Here is a 17460-nt window from a genome sequence, read left to right on the forward strand (position 1 = left end):
CCCCCGTATGCGCCTTACCCTGATCTTGTCGACGTTGCTGGTGCTCGCCGGCTGCACCACCACACCTGCGACCGATCCCTCTGCCGTCGATGCTGCTCAGTGCGCCGCCTCCGGTGGCCGGGTCCAGACGCTGGGCCGTCTGCAGCGTGAGCAATGCGTGGTGGTGTATGCCGACGCCGGCAAGGCCTGCAGCAGCAAGTCGGACTGCAGCGGCCAGTGTCTGGCCAGTGGCGACGAGGAACTGGTGCCGGGTGCAAAAGCCACCGGCGTGTGCCAGCGCGACGTGAGCCAGAATTTCGGCTGCCGCCAGCGTATCGATGGCGGCGTGGCGCAGGGCACGATCTGTGTCGACTGATCCTTCCCAGGGTGCTGCGACGCGGCGCCCGCTTGCCTGCTACGAGAGCCGCATGAGCCAGACCATCCACGACATTCCTGTTTCCACCCTCGAAGGCCAGCCTTCATCGCTGGCCGACCATGCCGGCAAGGTACTGCTGGTGGTCAACGTGGCCTCCAAGTGCGGCCTGACGCCGCAATACGAAGGCCTGGAGAAGCTCTATCGCGAACAGCGCGACGCCGGGCTGGAGGTGCTGGGTTTCCCGGCCAACGATTTCATGGGCCAGGAGCCGGGCAGCGAGGACGAGATCCGCCAGTTCTGCTCGCTGACCTATGACGTGACGTTCCCGATGTTCGCCAAGATCGCCGTCACCGGCGAAAGCACGCACCCGCTCTACCGGGCGCTGATCGACGCGCAGCCGGCCGCCACCGGTGAGGGTCCGTTGCGCGAAAAGCTGGCCGGGCTTGGCCTGTCGCCGAATCCGGCCCCCGGCATCCTGTGGAACTTCGAGAAGTTCCTGGTCGGCCGCGATGGCCAGGTGCTCGCGCGCTTCGCACCGGACGTCACCCCCGACGATGCGCGCCTGCGCGAGGCGATCGAACGCGCACTGGCCTGATCGCCCGTCGTCAGCCAAAGAAAAAGCCGGCGCATGCGCCGGCTTTTCTTTTCCCGCGTTCCGGTGGCTCAACCGCCGCCGCTGATCTCCGGCATCGGCATGGCATCGGCCGGGACGGTCGGGTTGTTCTCGTCCTGCAGGTACTCCGGCAGTTCCGCTTCGGTCTGCTTCTGCGTGCGATGGCTTTCGATCTGGTAGTTGCGGCGCTGCAGCCAGGAGTCACGAACCAGCGCGTAGTCGTCCACCGCGCCTTCGCGCAGGCTGTCCAGCGACAGCAGCTGGGCGCGCGTATCCACCAGGTTCAGGCCTTGCAGGAAGATGCGCGCCTTGTCGTCCTCTACGTAACGGGTCGGACTGAGTGGCATGTCGCCGGCCAGTCCGAGCACGTCGCGCACCGTGCGCGGGCCGAAGAACGGCAGCTCCACGTAACGCGAGCGTTTCCAGCCCCACGTGCCCAGCGTCTGTCCGAAGTCCTCGCTGCGGCGCTTCATCTTCAGGTCGCTGGCGGGATCGAAGATGCCGCCGATGCCCACCGTCGAATTCAGCAGGAAGCGGCCGAAGGTCTGCGTCGCATCGCGCGGACGTCCCTGCAACAGCTGGTTCACCATCGTCAGCGGCTGGCGCAGGTTGTCGAAGAAGTTGCCCACGCCCAGCCGCACCGGCCGCGGCACCACCGCCACATAGGCACGTGCCAACGGCCGCGCGACGGCACGGTCGACCGCATTGTTGAAGGCGTGCACCTTGCGGTTGAACTTCTCCCAGGGGTCGTAGGCGATGGGCGACTGCGCCGGTGCGGGGAGGGTCGGATCGGCGACCGGGTCGTAAGCGCCCTGGCCATAGATCGCGGCGAAGTCGTCCTCGCTTTCCGATGCCGTTGCGACGTCCGTGGCCGAAGCGGGGGCATCAATGCTCGCCGGGTCGATCGGGGGTTCGGGAGGCAACGGAGCGGCGGCGGCGGTGCTGTCGATCACCACCGATTCGGCCGGCGCATTCGCCGACGGCGTGGGCGCCGAGGCGCATGCGGTCGCCAGGGCGGCCAGCAGGAGCACGGTGCTGAGGCGGAACAGATTCATCCTGATTCCTGGGAAACGGCGGGGGTGGGGGTTACGCCGGAAAATCCAGTTCCGGCGTCAAACGGTAGGCGGCCTGCAGGTCGGCGAGACCCGCAGGCTGTCCTTCGATGCGGGGAGCGGTACCGCGGGTGCGCAGGCGCGCGGCCAGTTCCGCCAACAGTGCCAGCCCGGCGCTGTCGACGGTAGTGACGTTGGTCAGCACGATGCGTTTCACGCCCGCCAGCTGCGCCGACGCCTGCGGCCACAGTGCGGCCGCGGCCGCGCGGTCCAGCGCGCCCGTGAACACGAGCGCGTCGCCGTCGCGCCGGACGCTGGCGTCAGTTGCCGGCACTGCCGTTGACCTGCAGCTTGCCGGACTTCAGGTCCGCCGCCACCTGGGCGATGGACTTCTGCCGCAGCGGCGTGTCGAACTGGGTCTTGAACGTCTGCACGAAGGACACGCCTTCCGGCAGCACGTCGAACACCTTCCACTGGCCGCCGACGTTGCGCGCGTAGAAGGTGATCGGCGTGACGGTCTGGTCGGCCTGCACGAACTCGGTATCGACCTTCACGCCACGGCCACCGGGCAGCGGGGTTTCGGACTTCACCCGCACCTTCAGGCGCGCGTTGAAGTCCGCCAGGCGCGCACCGTAGGCGGACAGCAGGCGCTCGGTCAGCGCCTGGCCGAACAGCTTCACGTCGGCATCGGAGGCGCCGCGGCCATGCACGCCCAGCACCAGGCGCGCGGCGTAGTCGCCATCGAACAGCGTGTTGAACTCGCCGGTGACGAACTGGCGCAGCGCGGCCGGGTTCGACTTGAACTCGGCGCGGCGCTGGTCGAGCGTGGTCAGGATGCGCGTGCTGCTGGCCAGCACGACCTGGCTGGCGCTGTTCTGCTTGGCGGCAGCCGCCGGCGCCGCGGCCTGCGCAAACACGACGACCGGCGCGGAGGCCAGCAGGGCGGCCGACAGCACGACCGAGAGGAGGGAGGGCTTGAGCGTCTTCATGGCGTGGGTTCTTCCGTAACGGGGGGAGCGGCGGTCTCGCCGCTGGCCGGGGTCTCCCCGGAGCCTGCGTCGGCATTGTTGGCGCCGCCGCTGAACATGTACTTGCCGGCCAGCTGCAGCAGGTCCACCGCCGGCTGGGTGAAGGCGATCTCTTCGCCCGGCTTCAGTACCTCGGGATCGCCGCCCGGCGACAGCCCGACGTAGTTCTCGCCCAGCAGGCCGCTGGTGAAGATGCCGGCCGCGGTGTCCGCCGGCAGGTCCTTGTACTGGCTGTCGATGGACAGGGTGACCAGCGAGTCGAACTTCACCGGGTCCAGCCGGATGTCGGACACCTGTCCGATCACCACGCCGCCGATCTTCACCGGCGCCTGCTTGCGCAGCTGGCCGAGGTTGGAGAAGCGCGCGGTCAGCTCGTAGCTGCCGCCGCCCACGCCGAAGCGCTTGTTGGTGGAGGCCAGCGCCAGCACCAGCAGCGAGGCCAGGGCCAGCAGCAGGAAGGCGCCGACGGCGAACTCAAGACGGGGTCCACGGACGGACATGGGGTCAGCTCCTGAACAGCAATGCAGACATGACGAAATTGAACATCAGCACCAGCAGCGAGGCGTTCACCACCGCGCGGGTGGTGGCCACCGAAGTGCCCTCGATGGTCGGCTCGGCGTGGAAGCCTACATAGGCCGCCACCAGCGCACTGGTGCCGCCGAACACGGCCGACTTCAGCAGCGCGACGCCGAAGTCGTCCCAGAAGTCGACGCTGTTCTGCAGCGCCGACCAGAACGTGCCGTTGTCGAGGCCGAGCACGTGCACGGCCTCGAAGTAGCTCGCGCTGATCGCCAGCGAGCAGAAGAAGCCGGTCAGCAGCGGCACTGTCAGCACCGCCGCCCAGAAGCGCGGCGCCACGGCCTTGGCGACCGGGTCGATCGCCATCAGTTCCAGCGCCTTGATCTGGTCGGTGGCGCGCATCAGGCCGAGTTCGGCGGCGATCGAGCTGCCGGCGCGGCCGATGAACAGCAGCGCGGTCAGCACCGGGCCCAGTTCGCGGTACAGCGACAGGCCCAGCAGCGTGGACAGCGCATCGCTGGCACCGAACGTGGTCAGCGTGCGGTAGCCCTGCAGGGTCAGCACCAGGCCCACGAACGCACCGCCGACGGCAATGATCGGCAGCGAGCGCCCGCCGATCTTGTAGATCTCGCGGGTCAGTTCGGCGAAGAAGTCGCGGGTCGGCGCCGAGGCACGCAGCACCGACAGCGAGAACAGCCCGGCACGGCCCAGCGAGCGGGTAGCGGCGACGAAGGGCATCAGGCGGCCTCCCCGCGCTTGACCGTGTCGAAGGCGATCGGGCCGTCCGGCTCGCCGCGCAGGAACTGCTGCACCAGCGGGTCCGACGAGGCTTCCAGTTCCGCCGGCGTGCCGGAGAACACCAGGCCGCCATTGGCGATGACCACCGCCTGGTCGGCGATCGGCAGCGTCTCGTGCACGTGGTGGGTCACGATGATGCTGGTCAGGCCCAGCGTGTCGTTGAGGCGCTGGATCAGGCTCATGATCACGCCCGAGGCGATCGGGTCCAGCCCGGTCAGCGGCTCGTCGTAGATCATCAGCGGCGGGTCCAGCGCCAGCGCGCGGGCCAGCGCGACGCGGCGCGCCATGCCGCCGGACAGTTCGCGCGGATAGGCCTCGGCGGCGGCACGCAGGCCGACCGCATTCAACTTGAATTCCACCAGCCGGCGGATCAGCGCGTCCGGGAGCTTCGTATGCGTGCGCAGCGGCAGCGCGACGTTCTCCGCCACCGTCAGGTCGGTCAGCAGGCCGTTGCCCTGCAGCAGCACGCCCACGCCCTTGCGCATCTCCAGCAGCGCGCGGCTGCGGTGCGGCACCGGCTGGCCGAACACGTCCACCGTGCCTGCCGCCGGCGGCAGTTCGCCTGTCAGTGCGGCCAGCATGGTCGACTTGCCACTGCCGGACGGACCGAGCACGGCGGCGATGCTGCCGCGGGGCACGGTCAGGTCGATGCCGCGCAGGATGGTGCGGCCACCGCGATCGAGGCGGAGGCCGGACAGGTGCACGGCAGGGGCGTCGGCAGGCGTCATGGGCGTCGTCGGCGGACCAGCAGGGAGTTAACGGAAAAACAACGGTGTAGCTTCGCGGCCAGCGGCTGAACATAAACCGTACCGCGCAGTTTGATTATTGTGGCATCCATGTCGCGGCCATGTCGTATCCGCGTGCGGATTTCGTGCGGGATGCTGTGGCCCAAACGGCCGCGTCTCGGGGACTGCGACCGCTATCCGGCACAATGCGGCCGACGATGACGACCTCCGCCACGCCCGACTTCCGCCTGTATCCGTCCAACACGCTGGAGTTGCTGGCCGCACTGTTGGCGGACGAACTCCGCCGGCCGGTGCCGGGACAGGCGCTGCTGGCGCCGGACATCGTGCTGATCCCGCAGGTCGCCATGCGTCGCTGGCTGCAGGCCACGCTGGCGGCCGAGTACGGCATCGCCGCGAACCTGGAATTTCTGACCCCCGGCGAATTCGTTGCCCGCGCGCTCGACGCCAACCTCGGGCCGGCTGGCGAGGACGATCTCGACGCCGCCTCGCTGCAGTGGCGTCTGTACGCCGCGCTCGATGAGCCCGCCTTGCGCCGCGATCCCGCGCTGGTGACGCTCGACGGCTGGCTGGCCGATGGCGATCCGCTCAAGCCTTGGCAGCTGGCCGGCGAACTGGCGGGCGTGTACGAGAAGTACCAGGCGTGGCGGCGCGACTGGCTGCTGCGCTGGGACGCGGGCGCCGACCGCGACGATCCGCAGGCGCGGCTGTGGCGCGCCGTCGCCGCTGGCCGCGATTACCGTGCACGCCGCATCGACGCTTACCTCGCGCGCTTCGGCCGCGACGACGGCCCGCTGCCGCAAGGCCTGCCCACGCGCCTGCTGGTCTTCGCCACGCTCAACATCTCGCCCGACGTACTGCGCGTGCTGGCCACGCAGGCGCGCGTCGGCACGTTGCACTTCTACCTGCCCACGCCGGCACGCGGCTATTGGGGGGACCTGCAGACGTTGCGCGAGCGCCGCCGCGAAGGTCAGGCCGAGCTGTTCGCCGACGACGTGCAGGAGAACCCGCTGTTGCAGGCCTGGGGCGCGGCCGGCCGCGACTTCATGGCGCTGCTCGGCGATTACGAAGTGGTGCATCCGCGCGCCGAGATCGACGTCTACGCCGATCCGCTCACCGACGACGGCCCGGACGCGCTGCTGCACCGGCTGCAATCGGACCTGTTCCACCGCCGCCCGCCCGCATTGCCGCCGGTGCGCCGCACGCTCGACCTGGCCGATCCCAGCCTGCAGGTGCATGCCTGCCATACGCGCCTGCGCGAACTGCAGGTGCTGCACGACCAGCTGCGCGCGCTGCTGGACGATCCCCGCTTCGACCCGCCGCTGCAGCCGCGCGACATCGCGGTGCTCGCGCCCGACATCGATCCGTACGTGCCCTATCTCGACGCGGTGTTCGGCGGCAGCGGTCATGACGACGCCCTGCCCTGGGCGCTGGCCGATACCAGCCCGCTGGCGAGCGAGCCACTGGCCGAGGTGTTCCTGCGCCTGCTCGACCTGCCGCTGTCCCGCTTCGGCCTGGACGAGGTGTTGGATTTGCTGGCCAGCGCGCCGGTGGCCGAAGCGGCGGGGCTCGACACGGACGCCATCGACCGCGTGCATGGCTGGCTTCGCGAGGCCGGCGCGCGCTGGGGCCTGGACGCCAGCCATCGCGCCGCGTCCGGTGCGCCCGCCGACGATGCCTACACCTGGCAGTTCGCCCTCGATCGCCTGTTGCTGGGCCATGCCAGTGGCGCGGACGAGATGATGGCCGGCGTCGCGCCGTGGCCGGACCTGGAAGGCGGCGCGCTGGACGCACTCGACACGCTGGTGCGGCTGCTGCGCGAACTCGCGCGCCAGCGTCGCGCGCTGAGCGAGGCGGCCACGCCGGCGCAGTGGCGCGAACGCCTGCTGCACCTGCTTGCCGTGCTGCTGCCGGAACAGCCCGCCGCGCCGCGCGCGCAGCGCACCCTGGACCGCCTGCGCACGCTGGTCGACCGCTTCGCGCGCGATGCGGAGACGGCGGGCTACGCCGGTGTCGTGCCGCCCGAGGTCGTGCGCGCGCATTTCAACGACCAGCTCTCGCAGGCCGACACGCGCGCGCCGCTCCTGACCGGCGGCATCAGCGTAGGCCGCATGGTGCCGATGCGCCTGCTGCCGTTCCGCGCGATCTGTCTGCTCGGCATGAACGACGGCGACTTCCCGCGCCGCGATCCCGCTGCCGGCCTCAACAAGCTCACCGCCGACCTGCATGCCGGCCGCCGCAAGCTAGGCGACCGCTCCACGCGCGAGGACGACCGCTTCCTGTTCCTGCAACTGTTCGTCGCCGCCCAGGACGTGTTCTACGTCAGTTACCTCGGTGCCGATCCGCGCGACGGCAGCGTGCGCGAGCCCTCGGCGCTGGTCAGCGAACTGCTCGATGTGGCCGCCCGCTACCACGCCGATCCCGAGGCGAAGAAACGCTTCGTCGTCCGCCACACGCTGCAGCCATTCGCGCCGGCGGCGTTCGGCAGCGCCGACGAGCCGCGCAGGTTCAGCTATCGCGCCGCCTGGCGCCCGGCCGCCGATCGCGTGGATGCCGCACGTGGCGTGCTCACGCCGTGGGTGGACGGGCCGTTGCCCGCAGCGGAAAACGAACATGATCTTCCGCTCGAGACGTTGCGGCGCTTCCTGCTCGATCCGGCCGGCGCCTTCCTCGCGCACCGCCTCGGCCTGCGCCTGCCCGACCCGATCGACATCGCCGAGGACACCGAGCCGCTGGTCGCGCCGGTGCGCGGCCGCGATCGCGCCCGCTTGCGGCGCGAGGTGTTCGACTGGCTGCTCGACGTCGCGCATCCCCAGCACGCCCGCACGCCGTCCGCGCTCTATGCCCGGCTGCGCGCGCGCGGCCAGCTGCCGACCGGCCCGTTGGGCGAACAGGCGGCGGAGCACGTGCTCGCCGAGGTGGAGCCTTACGCACAGGCTTTCGCCGACTGGATCAGCCACGATCGCCGCCATCGGCAACACGACGCGCTGACCGAGCCGGATGGCCAGGCGGTCCTCGCCGCGGTGCTGGCCGGCGAAGCCATCGATGCCGACGCATTGAGGGCGCGGCTGGCGGAACACGGGCTGTTTCCATGGCAGCGTGGCAACGGACATGCAGCAGGGTCGGACACCGAACTGCGCCGCCTGATGTTGCTGGTGCATGAAGCGGAACAGTACGTACGCCTGCAGCCGCAGTGGCGCGAGCAGATCGAATGGCGCGGACTGGTCGCGGCCGATGATCTCGGCGCGCCACGCGTCGAAACCACGATCGACGGCGTGCGCGTGCACGGCCGCATCGCCGACGTGTATCCGCATGGTCTGGCGCGTGTGCACATCGGTGCGCTCAACGGTGCCGCCGTCATCCGCCACGGGCTGGACGCGCTGCTGCTCAATGCGGCGGGCCTGTCCGTCCCGCTGGTGCAGATCCACGAGGGCGACGAAGGCATCCGCGCCTACGTCACCCCGGCGCGTCCGGTCGACGAGGCGCAGGAGGCCTTGCGCACCTTGCTGGCGCTACGCCACGACGGCCTGCGCGCGCCGCTCCCCTTCGCACCGGGTACCGGCTGGGCCATCCACACCGCCGAGCCGGTGTTGCGCGAGGGCGCGGCGCGCGATGCGTGGTATCCCGGCGACTATCGCTGGGGCGAAAGCACCGGGGAGGCGATCCAGCTCGCGTTCCGTGGTCGCGATCCGCTGGCCGATGCCCACGGCCTCGCCGCCTTCATCGATACCAGTCTGCGGATCTACGGCGCACTGCATGGCCCGCGTGGGGAGGATGCAGCATGAGCGCGTTCGCTTCCGCCCGCGAGCCCTACCTGGCGCGTGCGCTCGACGGCGTGCAGCTGATCGAGGCCAGCGCCGGCACCGGCAAGACCTATACGCTGGCCACACTGTTCACGCGCCTGATCGTCGAACGGCGCCTGCGGATGGGCGACGTACTGGCGGTGACCTATACCGAGGCGGCGACGCAGGAACTGCGCAAGCGCATCCGTGAGCGCCTGGCGCTGGCCGCCGACCTGGTCGGCACGCCGCGGCTGGACGATGAGCCGCACGAGGCCATGTTGACGCGGTTCGTCATCGACCGTCATCTCGCGCTCGGCGAGGAAACGCCGGCCCAGCTGGCGCGCCGCCTGCGCACCGCCGCCGAGGAAACCGATCTCGCCGCCATCTTCACCATCCATGGCTTCTGCGCACGCGTGTTGCGCGAGCACGCCCTGGAGGCGGGGCAGGGCTTCGAGGCCGGCGAACTGCTCGGCAACGCGAGCGCGCTCTACGCCGAGCTCGCCGCCGACCTGTGGCGCACGTACGCCGCCGATACGGCGACGGTCGACGCATTGACGGGTCTGTGGAACGGACCCGAGGCATTGGCGGGCGATCTGCCGGCGCTGTGCGGTCCCTTGCCGTTGTTGCCGCCGGCGCCGACATCCACGGCTGGCGATGATGTCGTGCCGCTGCTCGCGCTTGCCCGGACACGCCTCGCGGAGGGCGTGTCAGCAGAAGGAGATGCCTACTTCACGGCGCTGTTGGCGGCCGTGGACGGAGGCATCCTCAACAAGACCTCTTACAAGCCTGAATGGCTGTCGCTGCTGCAGCGTCAGGTGGCTTCATGGGCGCAGCACCCTACGTTCGATGCACCCATGCAGGACAAGCTTTTCAAGCTGACACTGGACGCACTGACGAAGGGCACCAAGAAGGACCACACGGGAAAGACGCCGATCTCGTCCTTGCAGCCACTGATTGCGGACTATGAGGTTGCTCTCGAACGCTACACGCAATGGCGCCGAAGCCAGTCGATCCTGCTGTTGCACCACCTGCGCGGCGATGCCCGCCGCCGGCTGGACGATCTCAAGCGCACGCGCCGCGTGCAGACCTACGACGACCTGATCGAACGCGTCGCGGTCGCGCTCGACGGTCCGCGCCGACAGGCGCTGGTCGCCGCGTTGCGTGCGCAGTACCGCGTCGCGCTGGTGGACGAATTCCAGGACACCGACGAGCGACAGTGGCGGATCTTCGCACGCGTATTCGGCGACTCCGATGAAGTCCGCGCGCTGGGCGAGACGCCGGCGCTGTTCCTGATCGGCGATCCCAAGCAGGCCATCTACGGTTTCCGCGGCGGCGATGTGGCGACCTATCTGCTCGCGCGTGGCGTGGCCGATGAGGCCCCGCGGCTGTCGCACAACTTCCGCTCGCGGCCTTCCGTGCTGCGCGCGGTGCGCGCGCTGTACGAAGGCGCGTCCGCCGCCGGCCAGGACGCCTTCGCGCATCCCGACATCCGCTTCGAACCGGTCGAACCCGGTGGCAAGCGCGGCGACGACGACTATCGCCACGACGATGCCGCTGCGCCAGCGCTGACCCTGCGCCTGCTGCGCAATGAGGCAGGTGGCGCGCTCGACGCCGACGGTTCACGCGAGGCGGCCACGGCGGCGTGCGTGGCCGACATCCACCGCGTACTTACCGACGCGCGCGCGGGCCGTGCGCGCATCGATGGTCGTCCCGTGCGGCCCGGCGATATCGCGGTGCTGGTGCGCAACCACAAGGAGGCCACGCGCGTGCAGCAGGCGCTCGCGCGCGCCGGCGTGCCCGCGGTCGCGGCCGGCAAGCAGAGCCTGTTCGCCAGCACCGAGGCAGCAGAGCTGCGCACGCTGTTGCTGGCGCTGCTGCACCCCGCCGACAGCGGCCGGCTGCGTACCGCGCTCGCCACCGTACTGCTGGGCGAAGACGCGGCCGACCTCGCCGTGCTGGACGAGCACGGCGAGGCGCAGAGCCTGCACCAGGCGCGCCTGCTCCACTGGCGCGACCGCTGGCAGCGCGGCGGCCCGTTCGCGCTGGTGTCCGAGCTGTGCGCCGCGCAGGCCGAACGCGTACTCGGCCTGCTCGATGGCGAGCGCCGCCTGACCAACTATCTGCAGCTCGGCGAGCAGCTGCAGGAAGCCGCCGGCCGCACGCTGGGCCTGCACGGGCTGCTCGACTGGCTGCAGGCACGCATGGCGGAGGCCGACGCGGACGACGAGACGCAGCTGCTGCGGCTGGAATCCGACGCGCTGCGCGTGCAGATCGTCACCCTGCACAAGAGCAAGGGCCTGGAGTATCCGCTGGTCTACCTGCCATTCGCCGGCCTGGGTACCTCGCGTCCCGACAGCGGCCGCCATCGCGTGGTGCACGACGGCACGCAACGCGTGCTGCAGTGGAAGCTCGACAAGGACGATCCCGCCTGGAAGGCTGCCGGCGATGCCGCGCGCCGCGAGGCCATCGCTGAAGACGCACGCCTGCTCTACGTCGGCCTGACCCGCGCCGAACACGCGCTGTGGATCGCCGCCGGCGACGTCGCCGACCTCGGCAAGAGCCGGCTCGCCCCTCTGATTGCCGATCTCGACCTGCTCGGCGCGCATGCCGACGTGCTCATCGTCGAAGGGCCTGCCGAACCGCCTCCGCCGCGCTTGCCGCCAGAGCGCGACGCCGTCGTCGCACCCGCGCGCATCGCCACGCGCCGCATCGCATCGGACTGGTGGGTCTACAGCTTCACTCAGCTTGCGCATGCCGAGGGCGGCGCCGATCCGCTGGCCGCGTCCACCGAGGCCGATCCCGGTGGCGGGGACGAGGCGCCGGCATCGGACATCGATGAAGCGCCGCGCGACGCCGGCATGCCTGCCCTCGTGGATCCGCGTTTTGCCGGCAGCCGCTTCGGCGTGGTGATGCACGGCGCGCTGGAACACGCCGACTTCACCGCGTGGCGCGACTGGCGACCCGGCGATGGCGCACCCGACGGACAGGATCTCGTCATCGCCGATGCCCTGCGCGAGGGTGGTTACGCGGAAACCGACGTCGTCGACGGCCTGGACGTGCTGGTGCCGCTGGTCGGCCACACGCTGGGCACAGTCCTGCCCGAAGGCGTGCGCCTGGCTGATGTGCCGGCCGACCACCGCCGCGCGGAAATCGAGTTCCACTTCGCCATGCAGCCCACCGGCGTGCCGGCCCTGCTTGCATTGCTGCATCGCCACGGCCTGCTGCGTCATCGCACCGCCTTCGGTGCGCGGTCGCGGCTGGAGGGCCTGATGACCGGCCTGATCGACTTGACCTACCTGCACGACGGGCGCTGGTATGTGCTCGACTACAAGTCCAACCAGCTGCCCGCTTACAACGCCGCCGCCATGCAGCAGGCGATGGCGCACAGCGAGTACGACCTGCAGGCACTGATCTATACGCTGGCCCTGCATCGCTGGTTGCGGTTCCGGCTGGGCGATACCTACGACTACGCACGCGACTTCGGCGGCATCCGTTACCTGTTCTGCCGCGGCCTGGACCTGGCGCGCGAGGCCTCGCCCGGCGTGCATGCGCAGCGCTACGCGCCTGAACTGGTCCATGCACTCGACGCCTTGTTCGCTGGCGCAGTGCAGGGAGCCAGCGCATGAGCCTGCTCGATGCACTCCATCGCGGCGGCCACCTGCGCACCCTGGACCACGCGCTGGCGCAGAGCCTGCGCCGGCTGGACCGCGACACGCCCGACAGCGTGCTCGCCGCCGCCGCACTCGCCTCGCTGGCCGTCGCCAAGGGCCATGCCGGCGTGGCGCTGGCGTCGCCGCACCTGTTGCTCGATGCGGACGCCGTTCTTCCCTGGCCCGATGGCGACGACTGGCGCGGACAGCTCGGCGCGTCGCGATGGGTCGCCACGCCGCGCAACGCCATCGACGAAGCCGATCCGCACGCGCCGCTGGTGCTGGAAGGCGACCTGCTCTACCTGCGCCGCTACCGCGAATACGAACGCACGCTGGCGCTCGGTCTGCAGCGCATCGCACGCCGCACGTTGCCGGCGGACGATGTCGCATCGCTCGCACCGCTGTTCGCCATGCTGTTCCCGCCGGCCGCGCACGACCATCACCAGGCACGCGCCGCCGCGCTGGCCCTGCGGCATGCGCTGCTGCTGGTCACCGGCGGACCCGGTACCGGCAAGACCACCACGACCGCACGCCTGCTGGTGTTGCTGGCGGCACAGGCGCAGCTCGCCGGCCGCGCATCGCCGCGCATCGCACTGGCCGCGCCCACCGGCCGTGCCGCCGAACGCATGGCGGAAAGCGTGCGCCATGCCGTGCAGGCGCTCGCCGCCGCCGGCGTCGACGCCGGCCTGCTGGCTGCGCTCCCCGTCACCGGCACCACCCTGCATCGCCTGCTCGGCACGATTCCCGATTCGCCGCGCTTCCGCCACGACCGCGACAATCCGCTGCCGGTCGACGTGGTGGTGGTCGACGAGGCCTCGATGATCGACCTGCCGCTGATGGCGAAGCTGGTCGACGCGGTGGCCGACGGCACGCGTCTGGTGTTGCTCGGCGACCCCGACCAACTGCCGTCGGTGGAAGCCGGCGACGTGCTCGCCGCCATCCTCGGTGCCGCGGGTGAAGGCGACCGTCTCGCATCGGAAGACGCTGACGCGCTGCGTCCGCTGATGGGCGAAGGCGGAGAAGCAACGCCTTCCGGCATCGCAGGAGATGCCGGCCCGTGCGCAGGCGACGGCACGACGTTCGCGGGCGTTCGCGTCCACCTGCAGCGCGGATGGCGCCAGAGCGAGGCGCTGCAGCTCGCGCCGCTTGCCGCTGCGGTGCGCGAAGGCGCCGCTGACACCGCGCTCGATCTGCTGCGCAGCGACACGCTGTCGAACGTGCAGTTCCATGAAGGGCTTACCGACCCGCTCGAGACGCAGCGTGATGCACTGCTCGCCCACTGGCGCTCGCTCGCCCACGCCGCCACGCCGGTCGAGGCCCTGGCGCAGTCCGCGCGGTTGCGCCTGCTTACCGCCGTGCGCGAAGGCCCGCAGGGCGCGCGCACGCTCAACGCGCGCATCGAGCGCCTGCTGATGGACACCGGTGCCGGCTTCGCGCGTGGCGGACCGGGCCATTTCCACGGCCAACTGCTGATCGTCACCGAGAACAGCTACCGCCACCGCCTGTTCAACGGCGACATCGGGATCTGCCTGCGCGACGACCGCGGCGCATTGATCGCCTGGTTCCCCGGCGAGGAACCCTCACAGCCTCGTGCCTTCCATCCTGCGGCCCTGCCCGCGCACGAATCCGCCTTCGCTATGACGGTGCACAAGGCGCAGGGTTCGGAGTTCGACAGCGTGTGGCTGCTGCTGCCCGCGCGCGACAACCGCGTGCTGTCGCGCGAGCTGGTCTACACCGGCATCACCCGGGCCCGCCGTGAACTGCACATCGCCGGCAGCGACGCGGTGATCCGCGAAGCCCTGTCGCGGCATGCGAGCCGGTGGTCGGGGCTGGGGTGGCGGTTGGGCCGCGGACCGTGAGCCGCCTTCGTGCGAGCCGGAGGACTGCCCCGGCACTTCATCACCGCTTCCGTGAGGCAATTCGCTTCGTCTTGTTGATGCTGGTCGTCCTGGCGGGCCACGCCGGTGGAGCGACGACGCTGGGACAGCGGGACATCGATACGCTGCATTCGGATATCCAGACGATGACCGAGGCCTTCGAGCGCGGCGATGCCGAACCGATGATCCAGCGCACGCATCCGTCGCTCAAGGCGATGGTGGGTGGAGACGAGGCGTTCGCGGAGATGACGCGCAATGCCGTCGTCCAACTCGGTGCGATGGGCCTGACGTTCGTCAGCCAGGAGATCGGAGCGCCGACGCGGGTCTATCCGGCTGGTAAAGAGGAAGTCTGCTTCGTGCCGCGCATCTCCGTGATGGCGTTGCAGGACAGGCAGATGAAGAGCATCGGCTACATGGTCGCCATCCGGCCCAAGGGGGGCGGCACGTGGACCTACCTCGACGGTGCCGGTCTCAGGACGCGCCCCGAACTGCTGTACCGGCTGCTGCCGGACCTCGAGCGCGACATTCCGCTGCCCACCAATACGCTGGAATAGCGGGCCGTCGTCGTCTGCATGAGCTTATGCGGGCCGCATGTTTGCGGTCCCGCCGCCAAGGGCGTATACCTGCTACTGCTGACTGGCAGTCCTCTCCGCCGCTTCCGCCGGCCGATCCCCTCCCTCTCGGCTTACCGACGCGATCACGCGCGTGCCGACGAGGTGTGTGTGGCCATGCTGCAAGTCTCCGCTCTCTCCTTTCCATCGTGGAATGCCGTGCCGTGTGCAAGGCTGGCGCTTGGCGTGCCATTGGTTTCCCTGTCTTCCAGGAGGACGCATGACGTTTGATGTCGGGATCGGCAAGTGCCGGTCGGTGCAATCGGATTCGGTGGACGTGTGGGTGGACGGCTCCATCGTCCGGCGGCTGGTGCCGGAGACCAAGTGGCAGCGCGACGGCATCAGCGTGCTGCAGGTGCCGGTGAAGCTGTGCAGTGCGCGCCACCGCGTGGCGGTGGGCGAAGAAGTGTTCCTGGATACCGCGCTTATCAATGCCAACAGCGCGGGCAAGCTGGATGTGGACGGCAACGGCGACTACGCCAAGACGCGCCTGTCGCTGCTGGTGCCCACCCTCGATGCCGACCCCGCGCCGCCGCCGCCATCGCGCAAGGCGAACTGGCGCTGAGCGACGGCGTCGCGCGGGCAACGCTTCGCGCGGACGATGCTGCAAACGAAGAGAGCCCCTCGCGGGGCTCTCGTTCCTCAGGCGATGACGCGGATCAGTGCTTCTGGTCCTGCTTGCGGTTCTGATCCTGCTGCGGATCGCGCTGACGGTCCTGGTCGTTCTGCTGGCCGGGATCCTTCGTCTGGGTCTGCTGCTTCTGCGGATCCTGGTCCTGCTGCGGATTGCGCTTCTGCTGCTGCGGATTCTGCTGATTCTGCGGGTTCGTATTGTTGCCCATCGGTGTTTCTCCAGCTCGACCACATGCCGAGGTGTGGCCACGCTGCGCCCTGCCGCGTGAGTGCAGTGTGCGGGTCTTCGTCGCGTGATGGTCATCTGCGTGAATCGTGTTAAGCGATAAGCGACATCGCGCGAAAACACACGAAACATCGCAGCCTCCGTCACACGACGAGCACGGCGCGTGTGTGAGGGTGAGGTCCGTCTTCGTGGGGTTTCGCCGTGAGCACACGTACTCCAGCACCGTTGCCTGAAGGGTTCTCGTGGGACGTTGGCGACCGGCGAAGGACGCTGGTCTGTCGCGGCCGCCCCATCGTGGAGATCGGCCCGGAACGGCAAGGGTGGATCGCGCGCATCCTGATCAGCGGCAAGGGCGTTCGCCAGGACCAGGTGGCGGTGCGCTCGCTCGACGCGGGCACGGGCTGGGCGACGCGCTGGATGCTGGAGCGCCAGACGGCGCTGATCCGTGCGGTGTCCGAACAGCCTCCGGGCGCCTGACCCACGAACGCCCTGCCGTTCGTCGGCACGGCATCGATGGCAGGCGTTGCGGAACACCGCGCCTGGGTCCGCTTCCCCGACCCGCAGCACACCCTCCGCCTCGCCTCGCGTCTGACGTCGCGGCGCCACCCCCGCTGTTCGCGTACGCGTGGATCGCGCTAAGGTGCGTCACGGGGAAAGGGGGCCACATGGAACATGCGTTTCGAGCGCGGTCGGCGACACCGTGTCGCGGTACCTGGAGAACGGCGCGCGCGCTGGCGACGGTCCTGGCGATGGTGCCGGGCGTCGCGATCGCCTGCGACCAGGCGACGCGGCTGGAAGGCGTGCTGTCCATTCCGCAATGCGATCCGGCAACGTCCACGAAGGGATGCATCCCGGCTGGCGAGGCCCTGTACCAGGCCGGCACCGCGTTCGACATCGCGGACGTCTTCACCATCTCCCTGCAGACCAGTCCCTGGCGCATGTACGACGCCGAAGACCGCATCCTGACCGTGGACGAGGTGGCGGCACTGATCCGCGCGAAGCGCACCGACACGGACCGCGGGGTCTACCTTGCCGGCTCGTGGACGGCGGCCATGCCCGACGGTAGTGCCGCGACGCTGGCGCAGCGCCTGTCGAGCGCGCTGGACGGATTCCCGGTCGACGGCAGCGACGGTTTCCTGTGGATGAGCGCCACCGGCGAGCTGCGCACAACGCACCAGGCGTTCTCGGTCTGGAAGACCGGGCCGTATGCCGTGGAGCGCGGTGCCGAGGTGCTGACGGCGTTGGTGCCCGGGTGGGCGGCCCAGTTCGAGGAGCGCTTCGCCGAGGAGGGCAATGCCATCGGCGTGGTGCGCGCCGGCCTGGGCTACGACGTCTTCATGCTGTGCCAGCCGAGGGCCCTCGCTGCGTTCGAGCGGGCAGGCGACATGGGCAACGCCATCGGCGCCTACAACGCGGGCCTCATGCACGCCGAGGCGGGCGACCGCGCGGCGGCGATCACGTGGCTGCAGAAGGCACAGGCGCTGGGAGAGGGGAAGGCGGCGACTGCGTTGTCCCTGCTGGACGCACTGCCGGGCACGCAGGCGAAGTAAGCACAGCGCGACGGCAGGCATCG

The 17460-nt window shown here is 69.9% G+C and carries 16 protein-coding genes; 9 read left to right on the top strand and 7 right to left on the bottom strand.

From position 1 onward, the window contains the following. Positions 1-7: 7 nt before the first annotated feature. Complete coding sequence (locus ACSQ1W_RS19195) at positions 8-355, top strand: hypothetical protein (RefSeq protein WP_436045486.1); 348 nt, start codon at positions 8-10, stop codon at positions 353-355. Positions 356-407: 52 nt separating this feature from the next. Next, a complete protein-coding gene (locus tag ACSQ1W_RS19200; RefSeq protein WP_192274090.1) occupies positions 408-950 on the top strand; it encodes a glutathione peroxidase in 543 nt (180 codons plus the stop codon). 68 nt (positions 951-1018) lie between these two features. Here ACSQ1W_RS19200 and ACSQ1W_RS19205 read toward each other — a convergent pair whose 3' ends face one another. The 6 genes from ACSQ1W_RS19205 to ACSQ1W_RS19230 are packed head-to-tail and all read right to left on the bottom strand — an operon-like array spanning position 1019 to position 5093. Further along, complete coding sequence (locus tag ACSQ1W_RS19205) at positions 1019-2023, bottom strand: MlaA family lipoprotein (protein WP_192274091.1); 1005 nt, start codon at positions 2021-2023, stop codon at positions 1019-1021. Positions 2024-2054: 31 nt separating this feature from the next. After that, a complete protein-coding gene (locus ACSQ1W_RS19210) occupies positions 2055-2354 on the bottom strand; it encodes an STAS domain-containing protein (protein WP_436045488.1) in 300 nt (99 codons plus the stop codon). After that, on the bottom strand, positions 2341-3009 hold the full coding sequence (locus ACSQ1W_RS19215) for an MlaC/ttg2D family ABC transporter substrate-binding protein (RefSeq protein ID WP_436045490.1): 669 nt from the start codon (positions 3007-3009) through the stop codon (positions 2341-2343). Before ACSQ1W_RS19215 ends, ACSQ1W_RS19210 begins: the two co-directional genes overlap by 14 nt. Further along, positions 3006-3548 (bottom strand): outer membrane lipid asymmetry maintenance protein MlaD, encoded by a 543-nt coding sequence (gene mlaD / locus ACSQ1W_RS19220; RefSeq protein ID WP_436045491.1) that lies wholly within the window; start codon positions 3546-3548, stop codon positions 3006-3008. Before mlaD ends, ACSQ1W_RS19215 begins: the two co-directional genes overlap by 4 nt. A gap of 4 nt (positions 3549-3552) precedes the next feature. Further along, positions 3553-4305, bottom strand: coding sequence for an MlaE family lipid ABC transporter permease subunit (locus tag ACSQ1W_RS19225; protein WP_192274095.1), 753 nt, complete (start codon positions 4303-4305; stop codon positions 3553-3555). Then, positions 4305-5093 carry an ABC transporter ATP-binding protein gene (locus ACSQ1W_RS19230; RefSeq protein ID WP_192274096.1) on the bottom strand — a complete coding sequence of 263 codons (789 nt, stop codon included), beginning with the start codon at positions 5091-5093 and terminating at the stop codon, positions 4305-4307. Before ACSQ1W_RS19230 ends, ACSQ1W_RS19225 begins: the two co-directional genes overlap by 1 nt. Before the next feature lie 215 nt (positions 5094-5308). Between ACSQ1W_RS19230 and recC the strand changes: the two genes are divergently transcribed. From recC to ACSQ1W_RS19255, 5 genes are all read left to right on the top strand, one after another. Beyond that, positions 5309-8893, top strand: coding sequence for an exodeoxyribonuclease V subunit gamma (recC, locus tag ACSQ1W_RS19235; protein ID WP_436045494.1), 3585 nt, complete (start codon positions 5309-5311; stop codon positions 8891-8893). Further along, positions 8890-12516, top strand: coding sequence for a UvrD-helicase domain-containing protein (locus ACSQ1W_RS19240; protein ID WP_436045496.1), 3627 nt, complete (start codon positions 8890-8892; stop codon positions 12514-12516). Before recC ends, ACSQ1W_RS19240 begins: the two co-directional genes overlap by 4 nt. Next, positions 12513-14399 (top strand): exodeoxyribonuclease V subunit alpha, encoded by a 1887-nt coding sequence (gene recD, locus ACSQ1W_RS19245; protein ID WP_436045497.1) that lies wholly within the window; start codon positions 12513-12515, stop codon positions 14397-14399. Before ACSQ1W_RS19240 ends, recD begins: the two co-directional genes overlap by 4 nt. A 77-nt stretch (positions 14400-14476) precedes the next feature. Continuing rightward, complete coding sequence (locus ACSQ1W_RS19250; protein ID WP_436045498.1) at positions 14477-14971, top strand: hypothetical protein; 495 nt, start codon at positions 14477-14479, stop codon at positions 14969-14971. Between the two features lie 277 nt (positions 14972-15248). Next, on the top strand, positions 15249-15593 hold the full coding sequence (locus tag ACSQ1W_RS19255; RefSeq protein WP_436045500.1) for a hypothetical protein: 345 nt from the start codon (positions 15249-15251) through the stop codon (positions 15591-15593). A gap of 94 nt (positions 15594-15687) precedes the next feature. On the opposite strand, the gene ACSQ1W_RS19260 is transcribed toward ACSQ1W_RS19255, so the two are convergent. Next, positions 15688-15870, bottom strand: coding sequence for a lana protein (locus ACSQ1W_RS19260; protein WP_436045502.1), 183 nt, complete (start codon positions 15868-15870; stop codon positions 15688-15690). Between the two features lie 218 nt (positions 15871-16088). Between ACSQ1W_RS19260 and ACSQ1W_RS19265 the strand changes: the two genes are divergently transcribed. Both ACSQ1W_RS19265 and ACSQ1W_RS19270 read left to right on the top strand, forming a co-directional pair. Next, positions 16089-16364 (top strand): hypothetical protein, encoded by a 276-nt coding sequence (locus ACSQ1W_RS19265; protein WP_436045504.1) that lies wholly within the window; start codon positions 16089-16091, stop codon positions 16362-16364. A gap of 188 nt (positions 16365-16552) precedes the next feature. Next, entirely contained in the window at positions 16553-17437 is an 885-nt protein-coding gene (locus ACSQ1W_RS19270) for a hypothetical protein (protein ID WP_436045505.1), read from the top strand. Positions 17438-17460 lie beyond the last annotated feature (23 nt).

Source organism: Pseudoxanthomonas sp. LjRoot143, from assembly GCF_964252945.1.
GTDB lineage: Bacteria > Pseudomonadota > Gammaproteobacteria > Xanthomonadales > Xanthomonadaceae > Pseudoxanthomonas_A.

What these genes read in the sequence shown, in the direction of transcription:
- ACSQ1W_RS19195 (WP_436045486.1), top strand. Translation starts at nt 8, where the DNA reads ATGCGCCTTACCCTGATCTTGTCGACGTTGCTGGTGCTCGCCGGCTGC.
- ACSQ1W_RS19200 (WP_192274090.1), top strand. Translation starts at nt 408, where the DNA reads ATGAGCCAGACCATCCACGACATTCCTGTTTCCACCCTCGAAGGCCAG.
- ACSQ1W_RS19205 (WP_192274091.1), bottom strand. Translation starts at nt 2,023, where the DNA reads ATGAATCTGTTCCGCCTCAGCACCGTGCTCCTGCTGGCCGCCCTGGCG.
- ACSQ1W_RS19215 (WP_436045490.1), bottom strand. Translation starts at nt 3,009, where the DNA reads ATGAAGACGCTCAAGCCCTCCCTCCTCTCGGTCGTGCTGTCGGCCGCC.
- mlaD (WP_436045491.1), bottom strand. Translation starts at nt 3,548, where the DNA reads ATGTCCGTCCGTGGACCCCGTCTTGAGTTCGCCGTCGGCGCCTTCCTG.
- ACSQ1W_RS19225 (WP_192274095.1), bottom strand. Translation starts at nt 4,305, where the DNA reads ATGCCCTTCGTCGCCGCTACCCGCTCGCTGGGCCGTGCCGGGCTGTTC.
- ACSQ1W_RS19230 (WP_192274096.1), bottom strand. Translation starts at nt 5,093, where the DNA reads ATGACGCCTGCCGACGCCCCTGCCGTGCACCTGTCCGGCCTCCGCCTC.
- recC (WP_436045494.1), top strand. Translation starts at nt 5,309, where the DNA reads ATGACGACCTCCGCCACGCCCGACTTCCGCCTGTATCCGTCCAACACG.
- ACSQ1W_RS19240 (WP_436045496.1), top strand. Translation starts at nt 8,890, where the DNA reads ATGAGCGCGTTCGCTTCCGCCCGCGAGCCCTACCTGGCGCGTGCGCTC.
- recD (WP_436045497.1), top strand. Translation starts at nt 12,513, where the DNA reads ATGAGCCTGCTCGATGCACTCCATCGCGGCGGCCACCTGCGCACCCTG.
- ACSQ1W_RS19250 (WP_436045498.1), top strand. Translation starts at nt 14,477, where the DNA reads ATGCTGGTCGTCCTGGCGGGCCACGCCGGTGGAGCGACGACGCTGGGA.
- ACSQ1W_RS19255 (WP_436045500.1), top strand. Translation starts at nt 15,249, where the DNA reads ATGACGTTTGATGTCGGGATCGGCAAGTGCCGGTCGGTGCAATCGGAT.
- ACSQ1W_RS19260 (WP_436045502.1), bottom strand. Translation starts at nt 15,870, where the DNA reads ATGGGCAACAATACGAACCCGCAGAATCAGCAGAATCCGCAGCAGCAG.
- ACSQ1W_RS19270 (WP_436045505.1), top strand. Translation starts at nt 16,553, where the DNA reads ATGGAACATGCGTTTCGAGCGCGGTCGGCGACACCGTGTCGCGGTACC.